The sequence below is a fragment of the Cochleicola gelatinilyticus genome (genome assembly GCF_001637325.1).
Taxonomy (GTDB): domain Bacteria; phylum Bacteroidota; class Bacteroidia; order Flavobacteriales; family Flavobacteriaceae; genus Cochleicola; species Cochleicola gelatinilyticus.
This window is the reverse complement of the sequence record NZ_LRXL01000049.1, coordinates 92041-115701: the sequence shown is the minus strand read 5'-3', so window position 1 is coordinate 115701 and position 23661 is coordinate 92041. Positions and strand designations below refer to the sequence as shown.

The 23661-nt window shown below is 36.6% G+C and carries 23 protein-coding genes; 9 read left to right on the top strand and 14 right to left on the bottom strand.

The annotated features are described in order from the left end of the window. The first annotated feature begins 79 nt into the window (after nt 1-79). From ULVI_RS12850 to ULVI_RS12840, 3 genes are all read left to right on the top strand, one after another. Complete coding sequence (locus ULVI_RS12850) at nt 80-1633, top strand: helix-turn-helix domain-containing protein (protein ID WP_068593202.1); 1554 nt, start codon at nt 80-82, stop codon at nt 1631-1633. 21 nt (nt 1634-1654) lie between these two features. Beyond that, nucleotides 1655-2812, top strand: a complete 1158-nt coding sequence (locus ULVI_RS12845) for a tetratricopeptide repeat protein (RefSeq protein ID WP_068593201.1) — start codon at nt 1655-1657, stop codon at nt 2810-2812. A 152-nt stretch (nt 2813-2964) separates the two neighbouring features. Next, a complete protein-coding gene (locus tag ULVI_RS12840) occupies nt 2965-6864 on the top strand; it encodes a fibronectin type III domain-containing protein (RefSeq protein ID WP_068593200.1) in 3900 nt (1299 codons plus the stop codon). Between the two features lie 75 nt (nt 6865-6939). Here ULVI_RS12840 and ULVI_RS12835 read toward each other — a convergent pair whose 3' ends face one another. From ULVI_RS12835 to ULVI_RS12815, 6 genes are all read right to left on the bottom strand, one after another. Further along, nucleotides 6940-7428 (bottom strand): nuclear transport factor 2 family protein, encoded by a 489-nt coding sequence (locus ULVI_RS12835; protein WP_068593199.1) that lies wholly within the window; start codon nt 7426-7428, stop codon nt 6940-6942. Nucleotides 7429-7507: 79 nt separating this feature from the next. Next, a complete protein-coding gene (locus tag ULVI_RS12830; RefSeq protein ID WP_068593198.1) occupies nt 7508-8233 on the bottom strand; it encodes a head GIN domain-containing protein in 726 nt (241 codons plus the stop codon). Nucleotides 8234-8269: 36 nt separating this feature from the next. Continuing rightward, nucleotides 8270-10030 (bottom strand): PspC domain-containing protein, encoded by a 1761-nt coding sequence (locus ULVI_RS12825; RefSeq protein WP_068593197.1) that lies wholly within the window; start codon nt 10028-10030, stop codon nt 8270-8272. Beyond that, on the bottom strand, nt 10027-10365 hold the full coding sequence (locus ULVI_RS12820) for a PadR family transcriptional regulator (RefSeq protein ID WP_068593196.1): 339 nt from the start codon (nt 10363-10365) through the stop codon (nt 10027-10029). The genes ULVI_RS12825 and ULVI_RS12820 overlap by 4 nt, the downstream gene beginning before the upstream one ends. A gap of 15 nt (nt 10366-10380) precedes the next feature. Beyond that, nucleotides 10381-10554 carry a hypothetical protein gene (locus tag ULVI_RS15455; RefSeq protein ID WP_157632628.1) on the bottom strand — a complete coding sequence of 58 codons (174 nt, stop codon included), beginning with the start codon at nt 10552-10554 and terminating at the stop codon, nt 10381-10383. Beyond that, nucleotides 10538-11053, bottom strand: coding sequence for a DUF4870 domain-containing protein (locus ULVI_RS12815; protein ID WP_068593195.1), 516 nt, complete (start codon nt 11051-11053; stop codon nt 10538-10540). The genes ULVI_RS15455 and ULVI_RS12815 overlap by 17 nt, the downstream gene beginning before the upstream one ends. Nucleotides 11054-11308: 255 nt before the next feature. Between ULVI_RS12815 and ULVI_RS12810 the strand changes: the two genes are divergently transcribed. The 4 genes from ULVI_RS12810 to ULVI_RS15695 all read left to right on the top strand — a co-directional run bounded on the left by ULVI_RS12810 (nt 11309) and on the right by ULVI_RS15695 (nt 13610). After that, a complete protein-coding gene (locus ULVI_RS12810) occupies nt 11309-11770 on the top strand; it encodes a DUF4442 domain-containing protein (RefSeq protein WP_068593194.1) in 462 nt (153 codons plus the stop codon). Nucleotides 11771-11844: 74 nt separating this feature from the next. Beyond that, nucleotides 11845-12432 (top strand): hypothetical protein, encoded by a 588-nt coding sequence (locus ULVI_RS12805; RefSeq protein WP_068593193.1) that lies wholly within the window; start codon nt 11845-11847, stop codon nt 12430-12432. 55 nt (nt 12433-12487) lie between these two features. After that, nucleotides 12488-13288: a TIGR00266 family protein gene (locus tag ULVI_RS12800; RefSeq protein WP_068593192.1), complete on the top strand. Its 801-nt coding sequence runs from the start codon at nt 12488-12490 to the stop codon at nt 13286-13288. Nucleotides 13289-13412: 124 nt separating this feature from the next. Next, the gene (locus tag ULVI_RS15695) at nt 13413-13610 is read left to right on the top strand and encodes a hypothetical protein (protein WP_068593191.1); all 198 of its coding nucleotides are present in this window, start codon (nt 13413-13415) and stop codon (nt 13608-13610) included. Nucleotides 13611-13653: 43 nt separating this feature from the next. On the opposite strand, the gene ULVI_RS12790 is transcribed toward ULVI_RS15695, so the two are convergent. The 8 genes from ULVI_RS12790 to ULVI_RS12755 form a co-directional block, all read right to left on the bottom strand. After that, complete coding sequence (locus tag ULVI_RS12790; protein ID WP_068593190.1) at nt 13654-14595, bottom strand: hydrogen peroxide-inducible genes activator; 942 nt, start codon at nt 14593-14595, stop codon at nt 13654-13656. Nucleotides 14596-14735: 140 nt separating this feature from the next. Beyond that, nucleotides 14736-15152: a DUF2141 domain-containing protein gene (locus tag ULVI_RS12785; RefSeq protein ID WP_068593189.1), complete on the bottom strand. Its 417-nt coding sequence runs from the start codon at nt 15150-15152 to the stop codon at nt 14736-14738. A 481-nt stretch (nt 15153-15633) separates the two neighbouring features. Continuing rightward, entirely contained in the window at nt 15634-16968 is a 1335-nt protein-coding gene (locus ULVI_RS12780; RefSeq protein WP_068593188.1) for a DUF58 domain-containing protein, read from the bottom strand. A 74-nt stretch (nt 16969-17042) separates the two neighbouring features. Continuing rightward, on the bottom strand, nt 17043-18089 hold the full coding sequence (locus ULVI_RS12775) for an AAA family ATPase (RefSeq protein ID WP_068593187.1): 1047 nt from the start codon (nt 18087-18089) through the stop codon (nt 17043-17045). A 2-nt stretch (nt 18090-18091) separates the two neighbouring features. Then, nucleotides 18092-19279 carry a DUF4350 domain-containing protein gene (locus ULVI_RS12770; RefSeq protein WP_068593186.1) on the bottom strand — a complete coding sequence of 396 codons (1188 nt, stop codon included), beginning with the start codon at nt 19277-19279 and terminating at the stop codon, nt 18092-18094. Next, a complete protein-coding gene (locus tag ULVI_RS12765) occupies nt 19269-20000 on the bottom strand; it encodes a hypothetical protein (RefSeq protein ID WP_068593185.1) in 732 nt (243 codons plus the stop codon). The genes ULVI_RS12770 and ULVI_RS12765 overlap by 11 nt, the downstream gene beginning before the upstream one ends. Continuing rightward, on the bottom strand, nt 19990-20916 hold the full coding sequence (locus tag ULVI_RS12760) for a hypothetical protein (RefSeq protein ID WP_068593184.1): 927 nt from the start codon (nt 20914-20916) through the stop codon (nt 19990-19992). Before ULVI_RS12760 ends, ULVI_RS12765 begins: the two co-directional genes overlap by 11 nt. Beyond that, nucleotides 20906-21865 (bottom strand): stage II sporulation protein M, encoded by a 960-nt coding sequence (locus tag ULVI_RS12755; protein ID WP_068593183.1) that lies wholly within the window; start codon nt 21863-21865, stop codon nt 20906-20908. Before ULVI_RS12755 ends, ULVI_RS12760 begins: the two co-directional genes overlap by 11 nt. A gap of 35 nt (nt 21866-21900) precedes the next feature. Between ULVI_RS12755 and ULVI_RS12750 the strand changes: the two genes are divergently transcribed. Both ULVI_RS12750 and ULVI_RS12745 read left to right on the top strand, forming a co-directional pair. After that, nucleotides 21901-22626 carry an RDD family protein gene (locus ULVI_RS12750; RefSeq protein WP_068593182.1) on the top strand — a complete coding sequence of 242 codons (726 nt, stop codon included), beginning with the start codon at nt 21901-21903 and terminating at the stop codon, nt 22624-22626. Continuing rightward, nucleotides 22623-23246, top strand: a complete 624-nt coding sequence (locus tag ULVI_RS12745) for a trimeric intracellular cation channel family protein (RefSeq protein ID WP_068593181.1) — start codon at nt 22623-22625, stop codon at nt 23244-23246. The genes ULVI_RS12750 and ULVI_RS12745 overlap by 4 nt, the downstream gene beginning before the upstream one ends. Nucleotides 23247-23661: the final 415 nt, after the last annotated feature.

Below are 23661 nucleotides of genomic sequence, written 5' to 3'. Positions count from 1 at the left end.
ATAAGAACGAAGAAGGTGTTATTTTCAGTATAATAGTCCCTTTAATGCTATATTTGTAAAGACCAGATATGCTTTAAAAATGAAACCTTATTACATTGCTTTTTTATTGTTTGTTACCTTATTTGTAAATGGTACAGCGCAAGAAATTCGGGACTTCGATTACTTTTTTTCTACCAATATGTCTTCGGTATATAAGGATCCTGCACAAACCGTAAAAGGAGCAACTTATTTTCTTCTGAAGGCAACCAACGATGTGCAAAAAGCGAAAGCATTATACCTTCAATCTGAAGGTGAAAAACTTCAAGGAAACTATATTGAAAGTGTCACACATTTGTTCCAATCCTATTCATACGCTCATGCTTCTGAAGCTGCCTATGTAAAAGCTCTTATTTCAATCTCGATTGCTACATATTGCCGCAATTCTGGAATGAATGATCTTTCTGAAGAATACCTTTCTGAAGCAAAAAGGTCTGTACCTAATATCACCAACATAGACGAACAGAAAATAATCAATGCAAAGCTATTAAACGAAAAAGCAATACGGCTGAAGCACCTTGAAACGGTAGAAAAAGCACTTCCTTATACAAACAAAGCTAGAAGATTATTAGAGGGACTTAACAATCCGATTCCAAGATTGTTAGTAGGACAATACAATAAAGTAGGGGAGCAGTACCTCAATACTTCCAAAAAGGATAGTGCCCGTTTTTTTTATTCCGAAGCAATGATCTTATTACAGAAAAGTAATCTTCAAAATTCTGCGTTAGAAGCAGAAACCCTATTAGGATTAGGGACACTTGCCGTTGCGAACGACACTACCGATGGGGCGAAAAAAATAATTCTTCAGGCACTAAACATGCCTGTGGTTGAGCCTTCCGTAAAAGTATCGCTTTTCGAAACACTTTCAGTAATAGCACAACAGGAAGAAGATAGTAGCACAGGGCAATGGTCTAAAAATGAGCAGACTCGTTTAAATGCAACCATGGTTGCTTCAGAACGAAATGTTAGAAATACCATCATTTCTCATATTGAAGAAACACAACAACAGAAAACACACCAAGAAGAAAATAAGTACTATTATATTGGCGGCATTCTGTTTGGAGTGTTAGTTTGTGCATTGTTTGTGTATTATTTGTACAATAAAAAACTAGACCGAGAATATGAAAAATTTGAAAAGATAATTCGGGATATTGAAAATGAGAAAAGGCTAAAGACGAACCATTCGGTACAAGAAGTAAGTACCGTATCCCGAGGAATTTCTATTCCTGCCGAAACGGAAGCAACGATCCTAACTAAATTAAATGCCTTCGAAAATTCGACCAAGTATACCAAAGAGAACATGTCGTTGGCGTTATTGGCAAAGCAAATGGATACTAATACGAAATATGTTTCAGAAATTATCCATCGACATAAGAGCAAAAATTTTAATACGTACATTAACGAATTACGAGTAAATTACATCATTCAATTGCTAAAAAACGATCCTAAATACCTTTCGTATAAAGTAAGTTATCTTGCTGAAACCTGTGGATTTTCTTCGCATAGTGCTTTTACAGTGGTGTTTAAATCGATCACAGGTATTACGCCTAAACAATTTATTTCTTTTTTAAAGAAAAGTGAAAAAGTAGCTTCCTGATCTTTTTGTATCTTCCCCGAAATGATCAAAGTGTTTCAGTATAAAAAAATACCGGTTTTACTAATTTTCCTAGCGGTGCTGTCATCTGTAAGTCACCTTTCAGCACAAACCAGAACCCAATTAGAGTCGCTTCTAAAGGAGGCGAATGTAAGTACGTACAACGATCCTAAAAACGCCATCGCTAAAGGACATGAACTCTATAAACTTGCTGAACACAACTCAGATTTTCAAGTAGGGGCATTGCTTACCATTGCGAATGCGTACGCTGTTTTAAAAGATCACGAAAAAGTATTTCATTATGCATTAAAAGCCGATTCTATTGCGGAGCAGCATAAAAACTATACCGACCAGATAAAAGTACTTGGTTTTATAGGCGGACAATACCAACGCTTAAAACTAGGAAGTCGTGCCCTCAATTACCTGGATCGTGCCTACGAATTGTCTGTGGCACACCCCTTGCCAGATTCCATTCAGTACCTTAAGGGAAATATTGCGTTCGTAAAAGGGCTTATACAGCGTGATAACTTGGGGTGTGGTTATGCATTACCAAATTTTGAAGAAGCTGTTGAAGTATTTAAGAAAAGCTTAGAAAAACCCTCTCTTAATGCAAGTGTGGCCATCGCATTAAATAGAGTAGGGGATTGTAATTTTGAGCTAAAGAATTTTAAAGCAGCTCAAACAAGTTACTCAGATGCCATTACATATGCTTCCCGAATTAACTCGAAACTAACAATCGCATATTCTAAATTAGGACTTGCCAAATTACATTTTGAAAATAAAGAGCATACAGAAGCGATTGGTATTCTGAAAGAAGCGGTGGAGATTGTTTCAGAAATGAATGATGTGGGAATTAACAGTCAGTTATATGAAGCTATCGCAAAAAATTATTTTGAGTTGAACGATATTGAAAATTACAATACATACAATGCACTTTACTTTTCGGAAGAAGAAAAATTGGTTTCAGAAGAAAAAAAATCATTAAATATTGTTGCTAAAGAAATGGCTTCAGAAAGCAGGAAAAAGCGAGAAGAAAAAAGGAATACCTATACCTATCTTTTTTTGTGTTTAGGAATTTTTTCTGTGTTAATAATCCTATTTATTGCTCTAAAATTAATTAGGAAACGCAGAAAATTGAATGAAAAAAAGCGAAATGCAGAAAAAGCTTCTAAATTAAAATAAATCTTCATATAATATTAATAATCAGAGTTTTATGTAAATTTTTATATTTTTAAATATCGTGAATATTCACGATATTTAAAAATATAGTCCTTTATAATAAGGTAAATGTTGTTTAGGTTTACCATCGAGATAAAAATTTAAAACCTGTTACGATGAAACAATTAATTACATTATTTTTTGCCATTTGTGTCTCCTCATTCGGAACTTTCGCGCAATGCGATATTTCTGAATTTTTTGACACCTATGAAAATAACGAGGTTCCAGTAGACTGGACCATGGTAAACAATACCGATGGAACATCTGCCTACGGGAGGGTGACCTCAAACCCAGCAGCACCAAGTCCGGGTAAGTATTTTAGAATGTACAGCGGAAATGCCACGACTGGAGATCTTATATTTATTTCTCCCATGGAAGCCACCACTGCCGATGGAAACCACCGCGTAAAGTTTTATTCGCAGGGAACTACCGACTCTAGTTTAATCGTTGGGACGACTAGTGCAGGAGATGGTAGTGGAACCTTTACACCTATTGAAACAATTGTTTTATTAGGCGTAAGTAACGACGATTGGGAGTTACAGGAAATAATTATTCCTGCAGGAACCGATCAATATTTGTTTTTTCAGCATAATTTAGGGTCTACTTTCGATCAAGTAAATATCGATAGTGTGTGTTTAGAAACCATTCCAACTTGTCTTGAAGTTGATAATGTTACTGTTACAAATCCGACACAAACAACCATCGATCTTTCTTGGGAAGAAAGTGGTACAGGAGAAGACAACTGGGAATATGTGGTGCAGGAAGCCGAAACAGGCATTCCTACCGGAAATGGTACACCGTATACCTCTACAAATACCAATCCTTCAGTAACTGTAACAGATCTGGACTCTAATACACAATACGAAGCCTATATACGTTCCGATTGCGGAGAAGGTGATTATGGCGCTTGGATACTTTCAGAAACAACCATACGCACCTCATGTGCTCCCTTAACCGCTAATTTCTGCGAAGATTGGGCTGGTTTGCCAGAAAATGAAGTACCACTTTGTTGGACTGCGGTAGATGATCCTAATACCAGCGGACATGTGTACATCGATTACGAATTTTCAGGGTACAATAAAAACATGCTTGAATTGTATGCTGTAAGTTTAACCCAAGGAGACCTTATCGCGATCTCTCCAGAGGTGTCTGCTTTTGCGACCGATGGAGCCCATCGACTAAAATTTACTGCTGGATCTTCTACCGATGCTCCCGATATCCTTGAAGTAGGAACGATCGATGGCGACGGAAACTTTGTAGAGATTACTTCATTAACCCTTACCACTAACAGAGATACCGAATATGTGGTAACCCTTCCCGATAACGGTCACGAGAATTTCGCATTTAAACATAGCGGACAGATTAATAAATTTTTATGGATCAACACGGTATGTGTTGAAGACTTACCTTCTTGTCTGGAAGTTGTAGAAGTTACTGCATCGAATGTCGATTTTGACTCGGCTGATATTTCTTGGACCGCCAGTGAGTCTGCCGAAACTAGCTGGGAATATATCGTTCAGGAAGCTGCATTGCCGGCACCAGATGCTGCTACTAGTGGTATCGAAACAGACGTTACTTCGGTAAATGTGGATTTAGCGCAGAACACCGCCTATATTGCCTACGTTCGTGCCAAATGTACTGCAGATGATTTTGGAGCGTGGATTGCTTCTAATGAGTTTACATCTTCATGTGCCAGTTTTATAGCTGAATATCAATTTGGTTTTGAAGGCCCCAATGTTTCAGGTGAAGATGTTAAACCATGTTGGTCAATCTATGATACTAGCGTGGGTGATTTTAAAACTTACGGAAATTCTTTCGACATCGACCCGTACGATGGCGATCTTATGGTACGCATGTTCTTTGCAAGTACAGCAGATCCAGAAGGGCTAGCATTGATAACTCCTGAGTTTTCAGATCTGAGTACCGACAAGCAGATTCGTTTCAGAATGAATAACAGAGCCAATAATGAAGCCGATTTTAATATTATAGTGGGTACGGTCGCAGACCCTTCAGACCTGTCTACTTTTGAAGTATTGGACGATACTAGTTTGAATCAATCAACCATTGTAGCAGCTACTTGGACCGAATTTACAATCGATCTTTCTGGATACGACACTACATTAAATCATAGATACATTGCATTTAAACCGCAGCACTCTGGGACAGGGCCATGGCAGTATGTATTTTTAGACGATTTTAATTATGAGTACGCGGTCCCTTCGGGATTAAATGACGAACCTGAAACTGCTGCGATACTCACCGCTTCCGATGATTACACATGTGCTAATGCAATTACTGGAAATTATGAAGGAGCAACCCAATCTGAAGAGTATGTATGTACCGCACCAGATTATAGTGATTATAACGATCTTTGGTATCGTTTTACTCCAGAAACTTCTGGGTTATACGCTTTTCGCTTAGATGCTCCAAATGCTGATGAAATGAATATGTTTGTGTTCGAAGGTTCTACGGTAGAGCTCACTCCGATTTCCTCAGGATGTTCTACACGATATACCGCAAGAGAATTAAATGCCGGAGAAACCTATTTTGTAGCGATTGCTAGCAACGAACCCTTAGCAGAATTTTCACTATGTGTGTCTAAATTCCCTGAAGTTCCTGCGAATGATGAAATTACAAATGCTTTGGTATTACTGGAGTCAGATGATGATACCTGTAACAATGCAGTTTCAGGATATACGGCTTCTGCTACCTATTCAGACGATTCAAATTGTACCGACAGTAATGTGGATGTATGGTATACTTTTGTCCCAGAACAAACTGGAGAATATACCTTTAGAAGAAGATTTTTAAACGGAGCGAATCCTACCAGAGTAAGTGTTTACGAAGGAACTCCAGGCAACTTAACACCTTTAACGGAGGGCTGTGGAGAATTGAGAGTGCTGGCCGATCTTGTTGCGGGAGAACAGTATTATGTAGCTGTATCAAGTGCGGGATCATCCATTCCAATTTATTTTACCTTATGTGGTTATAAATCACCACCAGCGCCAGAAAATGATTCTTGTGACACTCCTATGGAGCTAAACGTAGGAACAACGTTCGAAGAGAACGAAATGGTGGCAACCATCACTTCTGGAACGACCGATTTAGATACTACCCCATTTCCTTCATGTGGAACGTTAGAATTTGATATCTACGGTCGCGATGTTTGGTTCTCTGTAGTTGTACCGCCATCAGGTAATTTTACAGTAGAGACCCGTTTTCAAGATGATTCATTGCTTTCAGATACCGTTATGGAAGGATTTACGGGTGAATGTGGAATCGATACATTAGAAGACGTTCTTTACGATCTGCCTCCTAATGGCATGCTACATTGTAGCGATCAATTTGTAATTGGAAGCAATCAATTTGCTGGAATTCGATACACAAATTTACAGCCTGGTGAAACCATTAAAATTCGAGTATGGGGATGGGCACGTCAGTTTGGTGATTTTAAAATTTCAGCATACGACACTACTCCTGAATGTAATTCTCCAGACGATGTTACCATTACAGATGTAACAGAAACTACAGCAACTGTAAGTTGGACCGAGCCAACTCCTGAGCCAATAGGCGGATACGAGTATATTGTACAAGCAGTAGACACTGGATACCCTGGAGCTGCATCAGGAATTACAACTGGAGGAACCGAAGTTTTCCTAACCGACCTCACTCCCGAAACTGCGTATGAAGTATATGTAAAATCGAACTGCGACACCAACGGAAGTGCGTGGGCAGGACCTTTTACGTTTACTACCGATGTTGAATTAGGAATTTCAGAATTCGATACGACAGTTGTCACTTTCTATCCGAATCCAGTCACCGATGTTCTTAATTTCTCTAGTGAGAAAACCATCGATCGTATTGAAGTGTATTCATTAACGGGACAAAAAGTGTTTGCCACAACTATAAATGCAACCTCTGGGAGGATCAATTTATCTGATCTTAGTAGCGGGTTGTATTTACTGCAAGCCACAGGTAACGGTACTACACAAACGGTAAAGCTAGTCGTGCAATAAAATTGTTCGTATACTATTTAAAAAAACCACCTCATTAATGTTGAGGTGGTTTTTTATTTTGAAAGAACAGCTATTTTAGTTATTCGCTGCTTTATGGTCGAAACTATAGACTCGTTTTAATTTCCAATCGCCCTCTTTAAGAATCCAAAGGCTCGAAAATTTTGCGTAGCCAGTTTTATGATTTTCTTCGGAAGGAGTTTCCCTGTAAAACCAATGTTCCCCACGTTGCAAAGCACCATAGATTTCATTATTCATTTTCAACGGAAAGACCTCTAAACTACCAACCTTCAGTTTTCGGGTTATCTTATTTTCTGAATCTCCACAGATGTTTTTAGCAATCGCCTTTAAAAACTCTTCTTTATTCTGAATACCTCCTATATCGTGATAAAACTCCAGATCTTCGGAAGTAATTTCCTCTAATACTTTATTATTGCACTGATTGAAACCTACTTCAAATAGCATACTGTCTTGTTTCTGAAGCTGAATAAACAGCTCTGAAGTTTGAGAAATTTGTGTGAACCCCATTATGGGTAGCAGGTAGATAAAAATGATATATGATTTCATAAAGTAAGAAAATTAAAAAATCCGCTTTATACCGGTCGATAGCAAGTGGTATAAAACGGATTTAGGGTTGGTTAGCAATTTATTGCATTTTTCGAATTCGATCTGCAGATCGATCACTTTGAGCGATAATCTTCGGCTCTCCATAATAATTTATATCGGCTCCACTAGTAGCTTTCACTTCGAGGGTTTCTTTTACGTGAACTGTAACATCAGACCCACTAGAAGCTTCCGCATTGCAGGAAACAACAAAGAGATCTTTAGCATCCAGTTCACTTCCACTAGATGCATCTGCCTGAAGATTGACTGCTTTTCCAGAAAGAACAAGGTCTGCACCACTACTTGTTTCTGCAACAACTTCTTTGGCAAAAATTTCTACTTGTAGGTTAGATCCACTACTCGCATCAAAGGTGAGGTAGTCATTCTCTAATACAGAATTTACAATAACATCGGCACCACTACTAGAAGCAACCTTTGAGAGTTTAACATAAGTAACATGCACTTTTTTCGATTTTGAATGACCAATATTTCGGCTTGAGGTCACATGCAGTTTGCCATTTGTTACTTCTGTTTCAATAAATTCTAACAGGTTTTCATCAGCTTCTACCACGATTTTATTTTCGGTTCCTTCCGTAAGTAAAACATCTAATCCGGCACTTCCTTTTACTTCATCGAAATTTGATGTTACGGTTCGTTCTTCAGTAATAACATTTCCATTTCCATTCTCTTGACCTAGATTAATATCGAATTGGCAGGAGGTTGTTAGTGCCACTAGGACCACTACGAGGGTTATTTTTATTGTTTTCATAATTATAGAGATATGTGGTTGTTTTTCTTTTATCTATTAGTTCACACTATCGGTAATGATCACGTTATACTCTTCATCTGGTTCCATTGGGGTGGGAGGTGTAGGTGTTGTGTCATCATTAAATTGTGCATTAACTTCTTGTTTCCAGTTTTCATTTTCAGAAGCGTCATCCTCTTCAAAATTAAATGTATCGTCGTCCATTTCATTAAAGTCTGAGTCTGGACAATCAAGGCACTCTGTTTTATCTTTCAGAATACGTACATAATATCCTTCGTCGTTATTGTTTAAAATATCGTTGTACCGGGAGTCATTCCTATGAAAAGAATACGTGTTTTCATCGGCTTGTAATATGGTCCCGATAGGAAGGTATAAAATCACCTCTACTTCCTGATCGCGATATTTATGGATGGGATCTGTGACTAGGAACCCGTCAAGTAACAAGGTATTATTTTCTAATGAGTAGTTGTATTCGATCGCTTCAGCCCGGGTGCGAGCCGTTTTAATGCTAATACCTTCTGCGCTTTTACGAATAATAAGTTTCCCCGTAGAATCATTCGTAGAACGAACTATTAATCGCACATCGTTGCTGTAAAGTACTCTTTGGTCGGCATTGTTGTATTTCAACTCAAAGTCTCCGTGTCGGTGTACATCATACTCATATTGCGTATCAGCTCTCATTGCTAATTTTAGGGTATCACCCGTTTTAATTGGGATTAGAGCTTCAGAAATTACATCGCCATTATACGCTGTTGAGGTGGCTTGCTTTACTCCCCATATTCCGAGTCCGATTAGTGAGAAGATCCAAACAACAAATAATACAATTTTAGCCGTTCTTCCTATAGATTTTAAATTGCTTACTAATAATTTCATTCCAAGAATGAATAATACGAAGAAAGGAATTCCTACAGCGAAAAGGACCAATAGCGAGAATAGCCAAACTGGCATACCCGTTGTATCGTACAGTGTGATATAATCCATCATGTCACCACTTCCCCAAAGATCGATAGACCCAAAAGTGAATAGTCCAATAATAAGACCTATAAGTGTTGAAAGAGATGTAATAACTAAAATCACTCCAATAAACTTGACAAATATTTTTAATAAAGTAAGAAGGATACTACCAAGCGTTTCGAAAAAACCGGATGCACCGCTTTTTACTTTTTGCCCGTATTTGTCGTAATCTGCGTTTTTTATATTATCCGCAACAGATTCATATCCTTCTTTGAACTTTTTTTCAATATTGGAAATATTAATGGGTTGCCCAGTCATTTTCAACTTGTCAGATGTAGTAACTGCTGCAGGTACAAGGATCCAGAACAGGATGTAAACCAAGATAAAGAAACCACTAGTAGCGATCGTTAATAAGATCCAGATGAGACGAATCCATATAGCATCGATACCTACATAATGTGCCATTCCCGACGATACTCCACTAATAAATTTGGTGTCGATGTCACGGAACAATTGTTTGTGTCCGGCATTGGATTTCGATTTTCGGTAGGAAGGTGGTACGGTATCTTCAAAAAGTTCTTCGTCTACGGCGTAGTCTTCGGGCTGTCCCATAACGGCAATAACCTCGTCTAGTTCTTTTAAAGATATTACTTGAGAATTTGTTTCTATTTTTTCTGAAAACAATTCGGCAATACGCGCTTCGATATCACGAATAATTTCTTCACTTCCCTGTGGTTCTGTAAGGGATCTTTTTATGGCGTCAAGATAGCGTTGTAATTTTCCGAAGGCATCTTCATCGATGTGGAAAAAAGTTCCGGCTAAATTAATATTGATTGTCTTTTTCATTTCTTGGTTGTTGAGGTGGTTACTTTATTCACAGCTTGTTGCAGTTCGCTCCAGGTAGTGTTTAATTCTTTTAAAAATAACATACCTGTTTCGGTAAGTTCATAGTACTTGCGTGGGGGTCCGCTGGTGGATTCTTCCCATCGATAGGAAAGCAGTCCTGCGTTTTTTAAACGTGTTAATAGTGGGTAAATGGTCCCTTCAACGACAAGCATTTTTGCGTCTTTTAAGGTTTCAAGAATATCACTCGTATAGGCCTCTCCACTTTCAAGGATAGAAAGGATGCAATATTCAAGAACCCCTTTTCGCATTTGCGCTTTTGTGTTTTCGATTTTCATGTGGTTTCTATTATATTATTTTACTTGAGATGCCTGTACGATATAAGTGGTTTGGAAGCATTCTGATTGGGGAATGTCCTGCACTATCTGGCGTGTCTCGTTTTTAGAGATGAGTGTATCGTTTTCTTTTAAGTCTCCACCTAAAATACTCACAACCACGGCTAAAAGTAATTCAATTAGTGTGCTCATTTTTTGATTGATTTAGTTCCGAAGGTACTTCGGGATTGGTTTTGATGAATGGTATGCTTAATGGGTATTTATATATTTCTCCTTTTGCGGCATGCATGGTTGCAGATATTACTGCGTATAGTTCTAGAACAAAAAGTCCGAAAAGCAAGGTAACAACAGTACAGAATAGGATGATGTAACCAGTAAGGTTCTCTATTTCATTAAAGGTACTTTCTTCCCAATGGTGGTCTATGGATTCTATTAAAGCAATAAAATCTGAAGCAAATAGTAGAAAGAAGGGGAGACATAACAATCCAATTATAAGCGTATATAATAAAACACTTAACTGAAAGTTGATTGCTTGTTTTCCATGAACATCGACAAAAGGTTTTTCTTTATTTGTTGACCATAATAATAATGGAGCAAAAAAATTGGCGAATGGAAAAAAGTACTTTAAAAAGGTCGACACATGTATAAATGCGCTGAGTGTTTTTTGATTTTCTGAAACAGTAGTGTCCATAGTTTATTAATTTCTTATACAAATATATGTCTTAAAAAAGGTAGTATGTTACGCATAGTACTATAATTAACATTTTTTTAACAAATTGAACCGTTCATAAAATGAAGCGTTTCCAGTTAAAATTGCAAGAGGGATAGAAGCAAGCTACCGTGTAGCGCGGATAGCCCGACCTGTTGTAACGAGAGTGAAAACAGGTCTTGCCCTAAATATCTTTATTATAATTTAGATTTAATTATCTTCGTTGAAAAAATAAACATGGCGTTGTCTCCTAGTAATATCAATACATTCTTATTGTTTAAATTACCTTCTGCGTTTTTTACTGGTGTTCGAGTAAAATCTATTTCTGAAACTGCTTGCGTTACTTCTGTGAAGCATCGATGGATTAATCAGAATCCCTTTAAATCGATGTTTTGGGCGGTTCAAGGGATGGCGGCAGAACTAAGTACTGGAGCTATGGTAATGGCAAAAATTAAAGAGAGTAATGAGCGTATCTCTATGTTGGTTGCTAATAATAAGGCCACATTCACCAAGAAGGCAACAGGACGAATTACATTTACGTGTAATGATGGACACCTAGTTTCTGAAGCGATATCAAAAACGGTTGCTACAGGAGAAGGACAAACGATTTGGATGAAAGCTATTGGAGTAAATTCTGATGGTGTGACGGTATCACAGTTTGATTTTGAATGGACTATTAAGAAAAAAGGGAATAAATAGTCTTTAATAATTAATAGGTTTATTAATTCGTTTTTATAAATTTTAAGCAGGATTCCTCTTATTAAAATGCAATTATGAAAGTTATTTTAAATTTTTATCTATTCCTTTTTATAAGTGCATTCATGCATGCTCAAAATTCTAATTTGAGTTTGGAAGTAAGTTACCCACTTCCTGTAGACGATAATTTTGTAGGACGAAATTACAATGGAATTGCCAATCTTGGTGTGAAATATATTTTTGCAGATGCTCGTTCTTTCGACTTTGGTGCTTCTTTAGATCTTGGTGCGTTGACAAGTTCTAAAGAACGTCGCGTTCAGGGTTTTAATGTGTTTGCTTTATTTATACAACCACGTGTTTTTGTCGCGTTAGATTCTGAAGCTATACCAAAATTTCATCCGGCTTTGGGTATTGGGTATAGCATTCTCGTTTTTCATGTAGCTAGAAATGAATTCACAGATCCTAATTTTCCTGAACCGATAGATACTACCCAATCTAATGAGGGTGTAAATGTGAATGCTTCTTTAGCGTATGATATAACCGATAGGTTCTATGCTCAGATTCAGTACGATTTTTTGAAAGTTTCCTACGACGGAAACCTTCCCGATTTAAAATATAACAGAAACGTCAACCTTTTTAAGATAGGGGTAGGATATCGACTGTAACATTTTTTGTATTTCTTCAACCTATAAGCAAGTAACCTTATAAAATTTTTTGAAAATGAATGCACACGAAATAGATTATGTTATCTACGGAGAGGAAATGCAATACGTAGAAATTGAACTGGATCCGAATGAAGGAGTAATAGCGGAAGCTGGTAGTTTTATGATGATGGACAATGGTATTAAAATGGAAACAATCTTCGGAGATGGTTCTGCGAAAGACACCAGTGTTATGGGTAAGATATTTGGAGCTGGAAAACGATTGCTTACCGGAGAAAGTTTATTTATGACGATGTTCTATAACACAATACCTGGTAAAAAGCGAGTAAGTTTTGCGGCTCCTTATCCTGGGAAAATTATTGCGATCGATCTTACCCGTTTCAACGGAAAATTTGTGTGTCAAAAAGATGCCTTTCTCTGTGCGGCGAAAGGAGTATCTATTGGAATTGAATTTTCAAAAAAACTGGGTAGAGGTTTATTTGGAGGTGAGGGATTTATTATGCAAAAGCTGGAAGGTAATGGAATGGCGTTTGTTCATGCAGGAGGAACCACAGCTGTAAAAGAACTGGCGCCTGGAGAAACCATGAAAGTAGACACTGGTTGTATAATTGGATTCGATCACAGCGTACATTACGACATTGAATTTATTGGAGGAATAAAAAATACGCTCTTTGGTGGTGAAGGTTTTTTCTATGCAACACTCACTGGACCCGGAACAGTATATATTCAATCATTACCGTTTAGTAGATTGGCAAAAAGAGTATGGGCAGCAGCACCAAAAGGAGGAGGAAAAGATAAAGGCGAAGGCAGTATTCTAGGTGGGTTAGGAGACCTATTAGATGGCGATAATAGATTTTAACATATAAAATAAACTGTTTGTCGATAAAATGTCAAAATATTTCGTTATTTTTAAAGAACTTAATTTTTAAAAGACACGCGTATAGAAGAAAGCTACTTAACTAATAATTAAATTCAATTTAACTATGGCTAGAGCGATGTTTGATTACACGAAAGCCGTGCTATCTAAAGTAAGCTTCGATGTAAACTTATTTTGTAAAGAGTTAAAAAAAGCACTTACTCGACTCCTTCCTTACGAAATAGAGGAATTAAAGATTTGGGTTGATCTACTTATTAAAAAACACCCACAATTAAACCAATGTCTAATTTACCTTAAAACATAAAAAAAATGCCTCCTTTAAAGAGGCATTTTTTAATTTTAGATTTTTACTTCGCTTTTACGGGGCTTATTATTTTTACATCTTGAAAGGCGATTGCGCCTCGCACAACGCTGGCGATAGTATCGTACAGCGCATTAATAATTTGTAATTTTAATTCACTTTTACTATAAATAATACTTACTTCACGTGCTGGAGAAGGTTCATTAAAATAGCGTAGATTCTTATTTTGATGTTCTTTTACATCTAATGTATGCAGGTAAGGCAGTAGTGTCATGCCCAAACCTTCGTCAGAAAGTTTTATAAGGGTCTCGAAACTTCCACTTTCTAATTGAAATTTATCATCTACACTTAATTTAGATGCTTTGCATAGATTTACCACTCCATCTCTAAAACAATGTCCGTCTTCTAACAATAAAATATCTTCAATTTCTAAATCTACACTGTCTATTTTTTTCTTTTCTGCCAAACGATGTGTTGCTGGAATATAACCTACAAAAGGCTCATAATATAAAACACGCTCTTTAATTTTATCTTGATATAGAGGTGTCGCTGCAATGGCAGCATCCAAATGCCCTTCATTAATTTTAGTGATAATATCGTCTGTATTGAGTTCTTCGATCTTTAGATGTACTTTCGGAAACTTTGTAGTGAAAGTTTTTAGAAACATTGGTAATAATGTTGGGGTAATTGTAGGGATAATTCCTAATTTAAATTCACCACCAATAAAACCCTTGTCTTGATCTACCACATCTTGCATGCGGTCGGCTTCATTTACAATATGATGGGCTTGTTCTACAATCTTTTTTCCGATGGAAGTAAGTTCGATCGGTTTTTTGCTTCGATCGAAGATCTGAATATCCAACTCATCTTCCAATTTCTGAATCTGCATACTTAAAGTAGGCTGCGTAACAAAGGTTTTTTGAGCGGCTTTTGTAAAATTTTGATGCTCGGCTACAGCAAGCACATATTTTAATTGTGTAATAGTCATAAAGAACACTAATTTGAACGACCAAAGATACAAAATTCAATCAGTATAACTTATAGTAGACTACTTTAATAAAGATTTTATCGATCTAAAAACGATGCAGCTTTTAGACATACTGCATCGTTTTAAATTGGTTTTAAAATTTACATTCTAATTTCAAGTTCTAATGCTTTTTTTCCTACTTCAAATTTAGCGGTTTCCCATTGCGGAGGACCGAAACTCATAACATTGTTAGAAACTCCATAAGGTTCTTTAGGCATTCCATTGGGCTCAAAGTCCATTTGTTTGTTGCTGTTTTTGTCGTGGAATAAAGTAATTCCATAAGTACCTTCAAGAACATTTGTAAATGTGGCAGTTGCTTTTCCATTTTTTATAATTCCTTCTACAGTTTGCTGGGGTTTTTTTAGAAAATTCTCTTGAGAATCATAGAGTCCGATTAGAACACTTCCCTTAGAGCTTTGAATAGGAACCATTACTGTAATTGTAGTTCCTTCAGAAGTGACTTGCGCTTTCATAATAAATGTAGTAATAAGTAATGCGAGTGTGATGATTGTTTTCATATCTGTTGTTTTTAAGAAGTTATTTATTTCTGAAACAAATATGCCACAGAAAATGTTTCCGAAGTAATACAACTAACCCAATCGTTGAATTCGTAGAGTGAAATGTAAAATAATGACTAATGATTAATGAATAATGAATAAGGAGTAAGGAATAAGAGAGAAGAAATAATAGAAAAAGCCAACTAGATTGATGCTGTCACACTGAGCCTGTCGAAGTGGGTATGAAAATGTAATGAACAATGAGCATTGAATATGGAATAATGAATAAGCAATAAGAGATAAGGAAGAAGAAATAATAGAAAAAGCCAACTAAATTGATGCTGTCACACTGAGCCTGTCGAAGTGCAAATGAAGATGTAAAAATATAAAATAAGGAATAAGGAATATAATGCAATACGATACTTAAAGGTAATGAGAGGGTACCAGAAACCCTATGAGTAGCAATTAGAACAAGTGTTCCCCGATAGATGAGAATTATAAGTTATAAAAGTCCTCTTGCTTTTATCTCTAAATATTTATTAATGGTATTTACAGTAAGGTTTTCGGGAGCAGTTAAAATGGTTTGAATACCGTATTTATGTAATTCGTTTACAATAAGTTTTTTTTCGAAAACAAATTTCTCTGCGATGGTTTTTTCAAAAATGCCGTGGGTGTCTTTGGCAGGTTTCGATAAGAATGTTTGTAATTCGGTATTTTCAAAAAGAATCACCACTAACAAATGAATTTTATTAATAGCTTGTAAATACGCCAATTGGCGGTGCAGTGCATCCATCGTTTCAAAATTGGTGTAGAGTAAAAACAGACTGCGTTGCTTTATTTGACGCTTAATATCGATATACAAACGAGAGAAATCACTTTCAGAAAAATCGGTTTCTACATTGTATAGTGTTTCCAAAATAAGATGCATTTGTGCTTTTCTTCGTTTGGCCACGACACGATCCTCAACCTTTCGAGAAAAGGTAAACATACCAGCTTTGTCGTGTTTTTTTAGTACAATATTCGAAATAACAAGCGTGGCATTAATGGCATAATCTAATAAACTCAGCTGGTGAAACGGCATTTTCATTACACGACCCTTATCGATCACCGAATAAACTGGTTGTGATTTTTCGTCTTGAAACTGATTCACCATCACCTCATTTCGCTTTGCGGTGGCTTTCCAATTAATATTTCGCACATCATCTCCTGGAATGTATTCTTTTATCTGTTCGAACTCCATTGTGTGCCCAATGCGCCGAATTTTTTTAAGTCCGAATAACCTCAATTTATTGGTAAAGGCGATAAAATCGTATTTTTTTAATTGCAGAAACGACGGATAGTTAGGCACCATCGCTTCGGCAGAAAATTGCTGTCTTCTTGCGACCAAGCCTAAAAGTGATGATGAAAAGATATTGAGGTTCCCAAAGTGATATTCACCGCGTTCGGTAGGGCGTACGGTATAGGTAAATTTCTTTGCTTCGGAAGGCTTTAAAACTGAATGAATAGTGAAATCCCTTTGTTGCCATTGTACCGGAAGTTCATCTATAATTTTGAGTGATACTGGGAACTGAAACCGATTGGTTGCTGTTAGTTCGATCGTATTATCATCTCCATTAGATAATTTTTCTGGTAGTATTCTATTTGCTTGAATACCAATTTCGTTGCGATACAACAACAGCACATCGAAGGCGAGCAGTGCCATGAGAATTCCGAAGAAAATTTTTGTGATTCCGAAAATGTTTTCAAAAAAGTAAGCAAATACGAATAGTACCGCAATACCGAAGAAGGCGATAAAAAAGCGTTTTTGCAGATAGATACTTTTAAGAAAGGGTTTCATTTATTAAAATTAGGGATTAGAGATTAATGATTAGGATGAATATTTCTTATTAATTCTGCGGTTCAATCTTCATGTTATCTAGGAATTTCGATCGCTTCTAGAATTTGCTGTACTACTTTATCGGTTGTGGTGCCTTCCATTTCTCGTTCTGGAGTAAGCATCATTCGGTGGCGCAATATCGACGGAGTTACTTTTTTAATATCGTCTGGTGTAACAAAATCACGTCCGTTGATTGCTGCTGCAGCTTTCGATGCATTCATAATTGCTAAAGAAGCCCGAGGTGAAGCTCCTAAGTACAGATTTGCATTGGAGCGAGTATTGTCAACGATTGAAGCAATATAGCGCAACAGATTGTCTTCGATTATAATTTTTTTAATAGTTCTTTGGTATTCGGCAATTTGCGCTGCAGTTAGTACGGGTTGAATTGTGTCTAATACCAGTTTGTTTTCTCGGTGGTGTTCGTTTTCTAAGATTTTAATTTCTTCTTCTAAAGAAGGATAGTCTACATTAATTTTAAATAGGAAACGATCTAATTGTGCTTCGGGTAGGGCATATGTTCCTTCTTGTTCGATGGGGTTTTGTGTGGCAAAAACCAAAAACGGAGCTTCCATTTTATATTTGGTACCATCCATCGTGATTTGGCGTTCTTCCATAACTTCAAATAATGCCGCTTGCGTTTTTGCTGGAGCACGATTGATCTCATCGATAAGAATAATGTTCGAAAAAACGGGTCCTTTCTTATATTCAAACTCGCTACTTTTTACATTGAATATGGAAGTTCCTAAAATGTCGCTCGGCATGAGGTCTGGTGTAAATTGTATTCTACTAAAACCCACATCCATTGTACGTGCCAATAATTTAGCGGTTACTGTTTTGGCGACTCCCGGAACACCTTCAATCAAGGAATGTCCATCACTTAATATCGAAATGATAAGCATTTCAAGCATTTGATGTTGCCCTACAATCACTTTACCAAGTTCACCTTTAATTTTTTCGACCGCATCTTGTAGCGCAGTTAAATCGATTCTCGACTTGAATTCCTGTGCGGAAGTTTCATTAGGGGTAATTGGAGTCTCTGGTGTCGTTTTGTTTTCTTCTGAATTGTCGTGTAGTTCTTCCATCGTTATAGTTTGAAGTCTTCAATGAGTTTATTAAGCCTAATGAGGTCCTGCTCGTTATGAAGCGATTTCTCTTTTAGATACTTTATTTGTTTAATTAATTTTTCGGTTTCCTCTTTATTATTTCCACTTTTTAGGGCGAGACGTTTAATAAATGTTTCGTCCAGTTCGTCGGTGTTAAGATAATAGCGGGATCGTATGGTTTCTAAGAAATAAGTAATTTTTTTAGCGATGATGTTTCCGTAGTCTTTATGTTGAAAATAAAGGTCCCCAATAGTTTTGGTAAATTCTATCGAAGTGTTCTGCAGTGGTTCCACGACTTCAATAATACGTTGCTCTCTCTTTCCACGAAAAATCACGAACAATAGCAGTCCTGCCATGAGTACATAGTAACTCCAAGTAAGTACTTTTTGATTAAAAATAAAACGCATTTTTGAAGTCACTACTTTTCGTCCCGATTTTAAGTAACCGTCCCAATAAATATGGTCGGCTTTAATGTAAGAGGCTACAGCTGCTGTATAAGTTTCATTCCCGTGAAGTAGGTAGTAATTCGAAAATGTCTCGGGCAGAGTATGTAATAAGAAAGTTCCTTTTCCGTAAGGCAATCGAATAAAGTTAAGCTCTTGTAGGGTAGGGGCATCTGTTTTAAAATAACCCAACGCTTCTGTTTTTAAAGTATCTAGTACGGTAAATACCGATTTATACACTCCTTTTTTATAGGTTACCGAATCTTTCTTTTTCTCTGAAGTATTAAAAAATGTTGGTTGTAAGCTTTCTTCGATAAGTTTGTAATTGGCTTCGGTACGAATATTTAGGGAGTCTTCGAAGACATACCCAAAATCCCGCGCCGAGATAAAAACGGTGTTTCCAGCATCGACATAAATTTTTAATTCTTCCAGTTGTTTATCGTCGATATACAGGTTGTCGTTGATAAAAATATAGGCAGAATTATCAACGTAGGTGCGTTGTTTCAGAAATTCGAAAGGGTCTTTTTCTATGCGTTCTATTGGGACATCTTGAAATAGCGCAGTTAGTTCTTCAAAGAAAATATGGCTTCCGAAGGGAATTTTATCTTCCGAAGTAAAACTAGGGTTCCAATTAATTGGTTTTGGTCGCGACACTTCTATAAAGAAGACCGATAATATGGCAATTCCAAAAAGGACTAATATGTTACGGGACCGTTTATCCAGCATTCGAAAGTCCTTTAGTAAGTTGATCGAAGTCTTTTTCTACCACATGAAATCTACTTTTATCTATTTCGAATTCACCATACCACACGTAATCGTATACATGCGATACTCTTTTAAATGAGTTTTTTAGCGTTTCATTTTCGATTTCTTGGTAATAATCGGAATTGGTTTTATCGAAATGCCAGTGTATTATATTGTGTAGCGACAATTGTTTTAAAGACCGAAGGTACATATAACGAATGGCAAGGCGATAGTTTTTTGTAGCTAGTGCTTCTTGAATATAGCGATCTAGATCTATGTTGTCTATATGTTCTTCTTGAATGTTTAATGGAGCTACGAGCTTTTTTTTATTTCTGAAAAATGACGTGGCATCGTTTCCTACCAATACGCGAACTAAAATATAGATTACAAGTGCAATGAGCAGTGCGTATACGATGATTTCTAAGACAGCAAGGGTTTCGGGACTAAGTTGTATTCCGAATAGGTCTGCAATCCAGCTAAAAAAACCGTTTAGCAATCGCACGAGTAGGTTCTCTGCTTCTCCTTCCATCTTGTCATAATCGAAATCGTTCCCTTTGTACCGTTCTTTTAAGGATACCGGAAACTGTTTCAGTCCCACTTGAGAGCTATCGATCTTTATTTGCAAAGAATCCTGTACTGCTGCGTGTACCGAGAATCCTTTCAGAACAAATAAACCTAGTATATATGAAATTTTATTCTTCAATGCCGATCTGATCTATTTTAGTACGCAGATTTTGATTGTAAGTCTCTTCATGTAACGAGAAATATAAAACCCCATTTACGAATTGCGAAAGTGACTGATTGAAGCAATATACGATCATAAATATCGATAAAGCGAGTGTCCATACTACAGTTGCAAATGGAGATTCTGCTAGTTCTATTCCCGATTCGATAGAATGAAAAGCATAGATTCCAATTAGTATGCCGGGAACCATAAGGACAACTCCCATTAGTGCAAAGAGCAATAAGGTAACTACTAGATTAACGAGTACGCTTTTCCAGAAGTACCGAGTTACTTGTCTCCAGCCTTCTCCAAAGGCATCGGTCACACTTAGTTTTTGATAGAACATTGCCATAAAAGAAACACCCATCCATGCGGTAAAGCCCAACATAAGTCCGTAATAAACAAGTGATCCAATAAACGGAATGATCGAAATAATTACGCCAGCAATAAAAACCCCCAAATACATAAGTCCCATGAGAAGCATAAATAAAAGGATTTTTCCGAGATTTTCAACCACAATCGAAAAGACTTGTCTTTTATCGATTTCCACGGTTTTTTTTTCTTGATATTTTATCATGTATACGGCAGCAAGACTATAATTGAGTAGCGCGGTAACAATAAGCAATAAGACAAATCCAATAGCCCCGAACCCGATGTACATCATGTCGTTAAAATTTTCTTCTACTAGCCCGGGGGAACTGCTAGCTCGAAAATTACCAACGAATCCAGTGACCATTAAATAGCTCACTCCTAGAAAACCGAAGATAAATATTCCGTTGTATCGAATAAATATATTTAGGAAACTTTTTAAGTTGAGTTTAAAGAAATCGAAATACACCGAAATTAATTCTCCGATGTCTCTTACCTCTTTTAGTTCTATAAATTTAAGACGCATATTTTCTATTCAAAATTATGGGGTATACGATATAGTAAAAAACAATGAGTGCTAGAGAGCATCCTATTATCGTCATTGCTAGCCAAACAGGCATGTTACTGTATCGCGTAATAAAACCTTCTATAAACCCTGCAATAATAAAAAAAGGAATGGTACTAATTAAAATTTTTAGCCCGTCTTTTGCTCCTTTTACAAAAGAAACTCTTCTTGAAAATGTTTTTGGAAACAAGATGCTGTTTCCCATTACCATTCCTGCACATCCCGCAATTACAATAACCGATATCTCTATGGTGCCATGCAACCAAATTGTTTTAGAAGCTTCAAACAACAAGTCACGATTATAGAAAAAAGTAAAGAAAGCCCCTAACATCACTCCGTTGCTAAATAAAATATATCCGGTTCCAATAGAGGTAACAACGCCAGCGGCATAAGCGAACATAGCAACACGAATATTATTTACGGTGATCCCTATAAAGGTTCCAAATTCGCCTCCGCTTTTATAAATAGCTGTAGGATCTCCATTGTCGATGTTATTTATAGTTTCGTTCACATAATTATCTCCTAGAATAAGGCGTACGAATGAGTCGTCGTTTACGGTAGAGATCACCCCGATCGCCGTAGCAATAGCAAAGAGAAGGAAAGAATAAAATAACATTCCTTGATGTTGTCTAAAAAACAAGGGAAACTCATATTTCCAGAAAGATACAATTCGATTTTTCGATTCTTTTCGGTTGCGATATATCTGTTGATGCGCTTGTGAAGCAAGGGAATTTAAGTACAGTAAGGTCTTACTTTCAGGATAATACGTTTGTGCGTATGCAAGGTCGTTAGTAAGTTGAATATAATAATCGGCTAAGTGATCGGGATTTATTTGCGAATTAAGTGTGATTGCCTTTTCAAAAGCAATCCATTTTTCCTTATTTTGCCTAACGAATGCTGCTTCCCGCATAGAAATTTTTGATAAATATAAACACTTGCTTTCAAATGGCAAACTTAGCAATTAATACCACGCAAAATGTAAACCTTGATTATAAGGTTGTGACAGTTGGAGAACGCATTCTTGCATTTTTAATCGATCTTTTTTTATTTTTTGTTTATCTCTATGTGGTTGAATTAATTACCACCACTTTGGGGTATACGTTTACAGACGATTGGACTATTCTAGGATTCCGACAATTGCTCATGCTACCTATATTTTTCTATTCGTTGTACATGCATATTTTATTTAATGGGCGTACCGTTGGAAAAATGTTTTTAAAAACCAAAGTGGTTAAATTAGATGGAAGCCCTGTGCAGTGGTCGAATTACCTTACCTTATGGATGCTTCGTCTTATCGATATCTGGATGTTCATGGGGTCTATAGGGTTGCTATTCATTTTATTTTCTGAACGGAAACAACGGTTGGGAGACATGGCAGCTGGTACAGTGGTAATTAGCACTAAAAACAAAGTAAAGATCACTCACACAATGCTCGAAGACATTTCTGAAGATTACCAACCAACCTTCATGAATGTCACACAGCTCACCGATAAAGACGCACGCTTAATAAAAGAGGCCTATCTCACATCATTAAAAACAAGTGATTATAAAACATTAACCACCCTTCGAAATAAGATTGAATCTGTTTTGGACGTATCTTCGCCGTTGTATGATAAACAATTTATCGATACCATTTTAAAAGATTATAATCACTTTACACGAAACATGTGAGTTTATTTGTATTCATCGACATTCTTGGAACCGTTGCCTTTTCTATTTCGGGAGTTTTAATAGCACTAAAAAAGCGAATGGATCCATTCGGAATATTAATTATTGCTTTTGTTACTGCGGTAGGTGGGGGAACATTACGCGATGTACTTATCGATGCGAATGTTGCGTGGATGCGTAATCTTACCTATGTATATGTAATTTTTGCATCTTCAGTAGTTGCTGTAATTTTTAGAAAAAAGTTAGGATACATTCGTAGATCCCTGTTTCTATTCGATACAATCGGGATTGCCTTGTACACCATCGTGGGAGTTGAGAAAGGAGTTGCTTCGGGGTTTCCTCCACTTATCTGTATTGCATTAGGAACAATGACAGCGTGTTTTGGAGGTGTGATACGAGATATTTTGTGTAATGAAATTCCAATAATTTTTAGAAAAAATATTTATGCAACAGCATGTATATTGGGAGGGCTTACTTATTTTCTACTCATGAAAACGTCTCTATCACAAAATCTTATCGTAATTCTTTCGGGTTCTGTAGTAATTACAATTCGTTTGTTAGCAGTTACGTTCGATTGGTCACTCCCGAGTATTTATGGAAAAAAAGAAATGGAAGAACAATAATTATATGCCCAGAATCAAGATGCACGAGGTATTATTGTTGCAGCCTCTTTAATTTTCTAAATTCTTTATTTTTTACCTTGAGATAAGATTGATTTCTGTCACAAAGTCCCGTTATAAGATCTGACGCGTTTTTTGTTTGTGAAGAAAAGTGTGATGATCGTCGTGTATATACTAAATACGATTTTCCCATTTCAAACATATAACCACAACTTTCTCCATGAGCTCTAGAGAAAACTTGAATGGTCTTTGCTTCAGCGGCAATTTTATATGTGTTACTAATTTCGAAAGTATATAGTATCAAATCCCCAGAAGAGTGATTTTTCCTAGTATTTAATGGTTTAATGGCAATTACTTTTCCTGCAAAAATAGCATCAGAGGTATTAAATGATGTCGCAATTTTTTTTCGCTAATGATT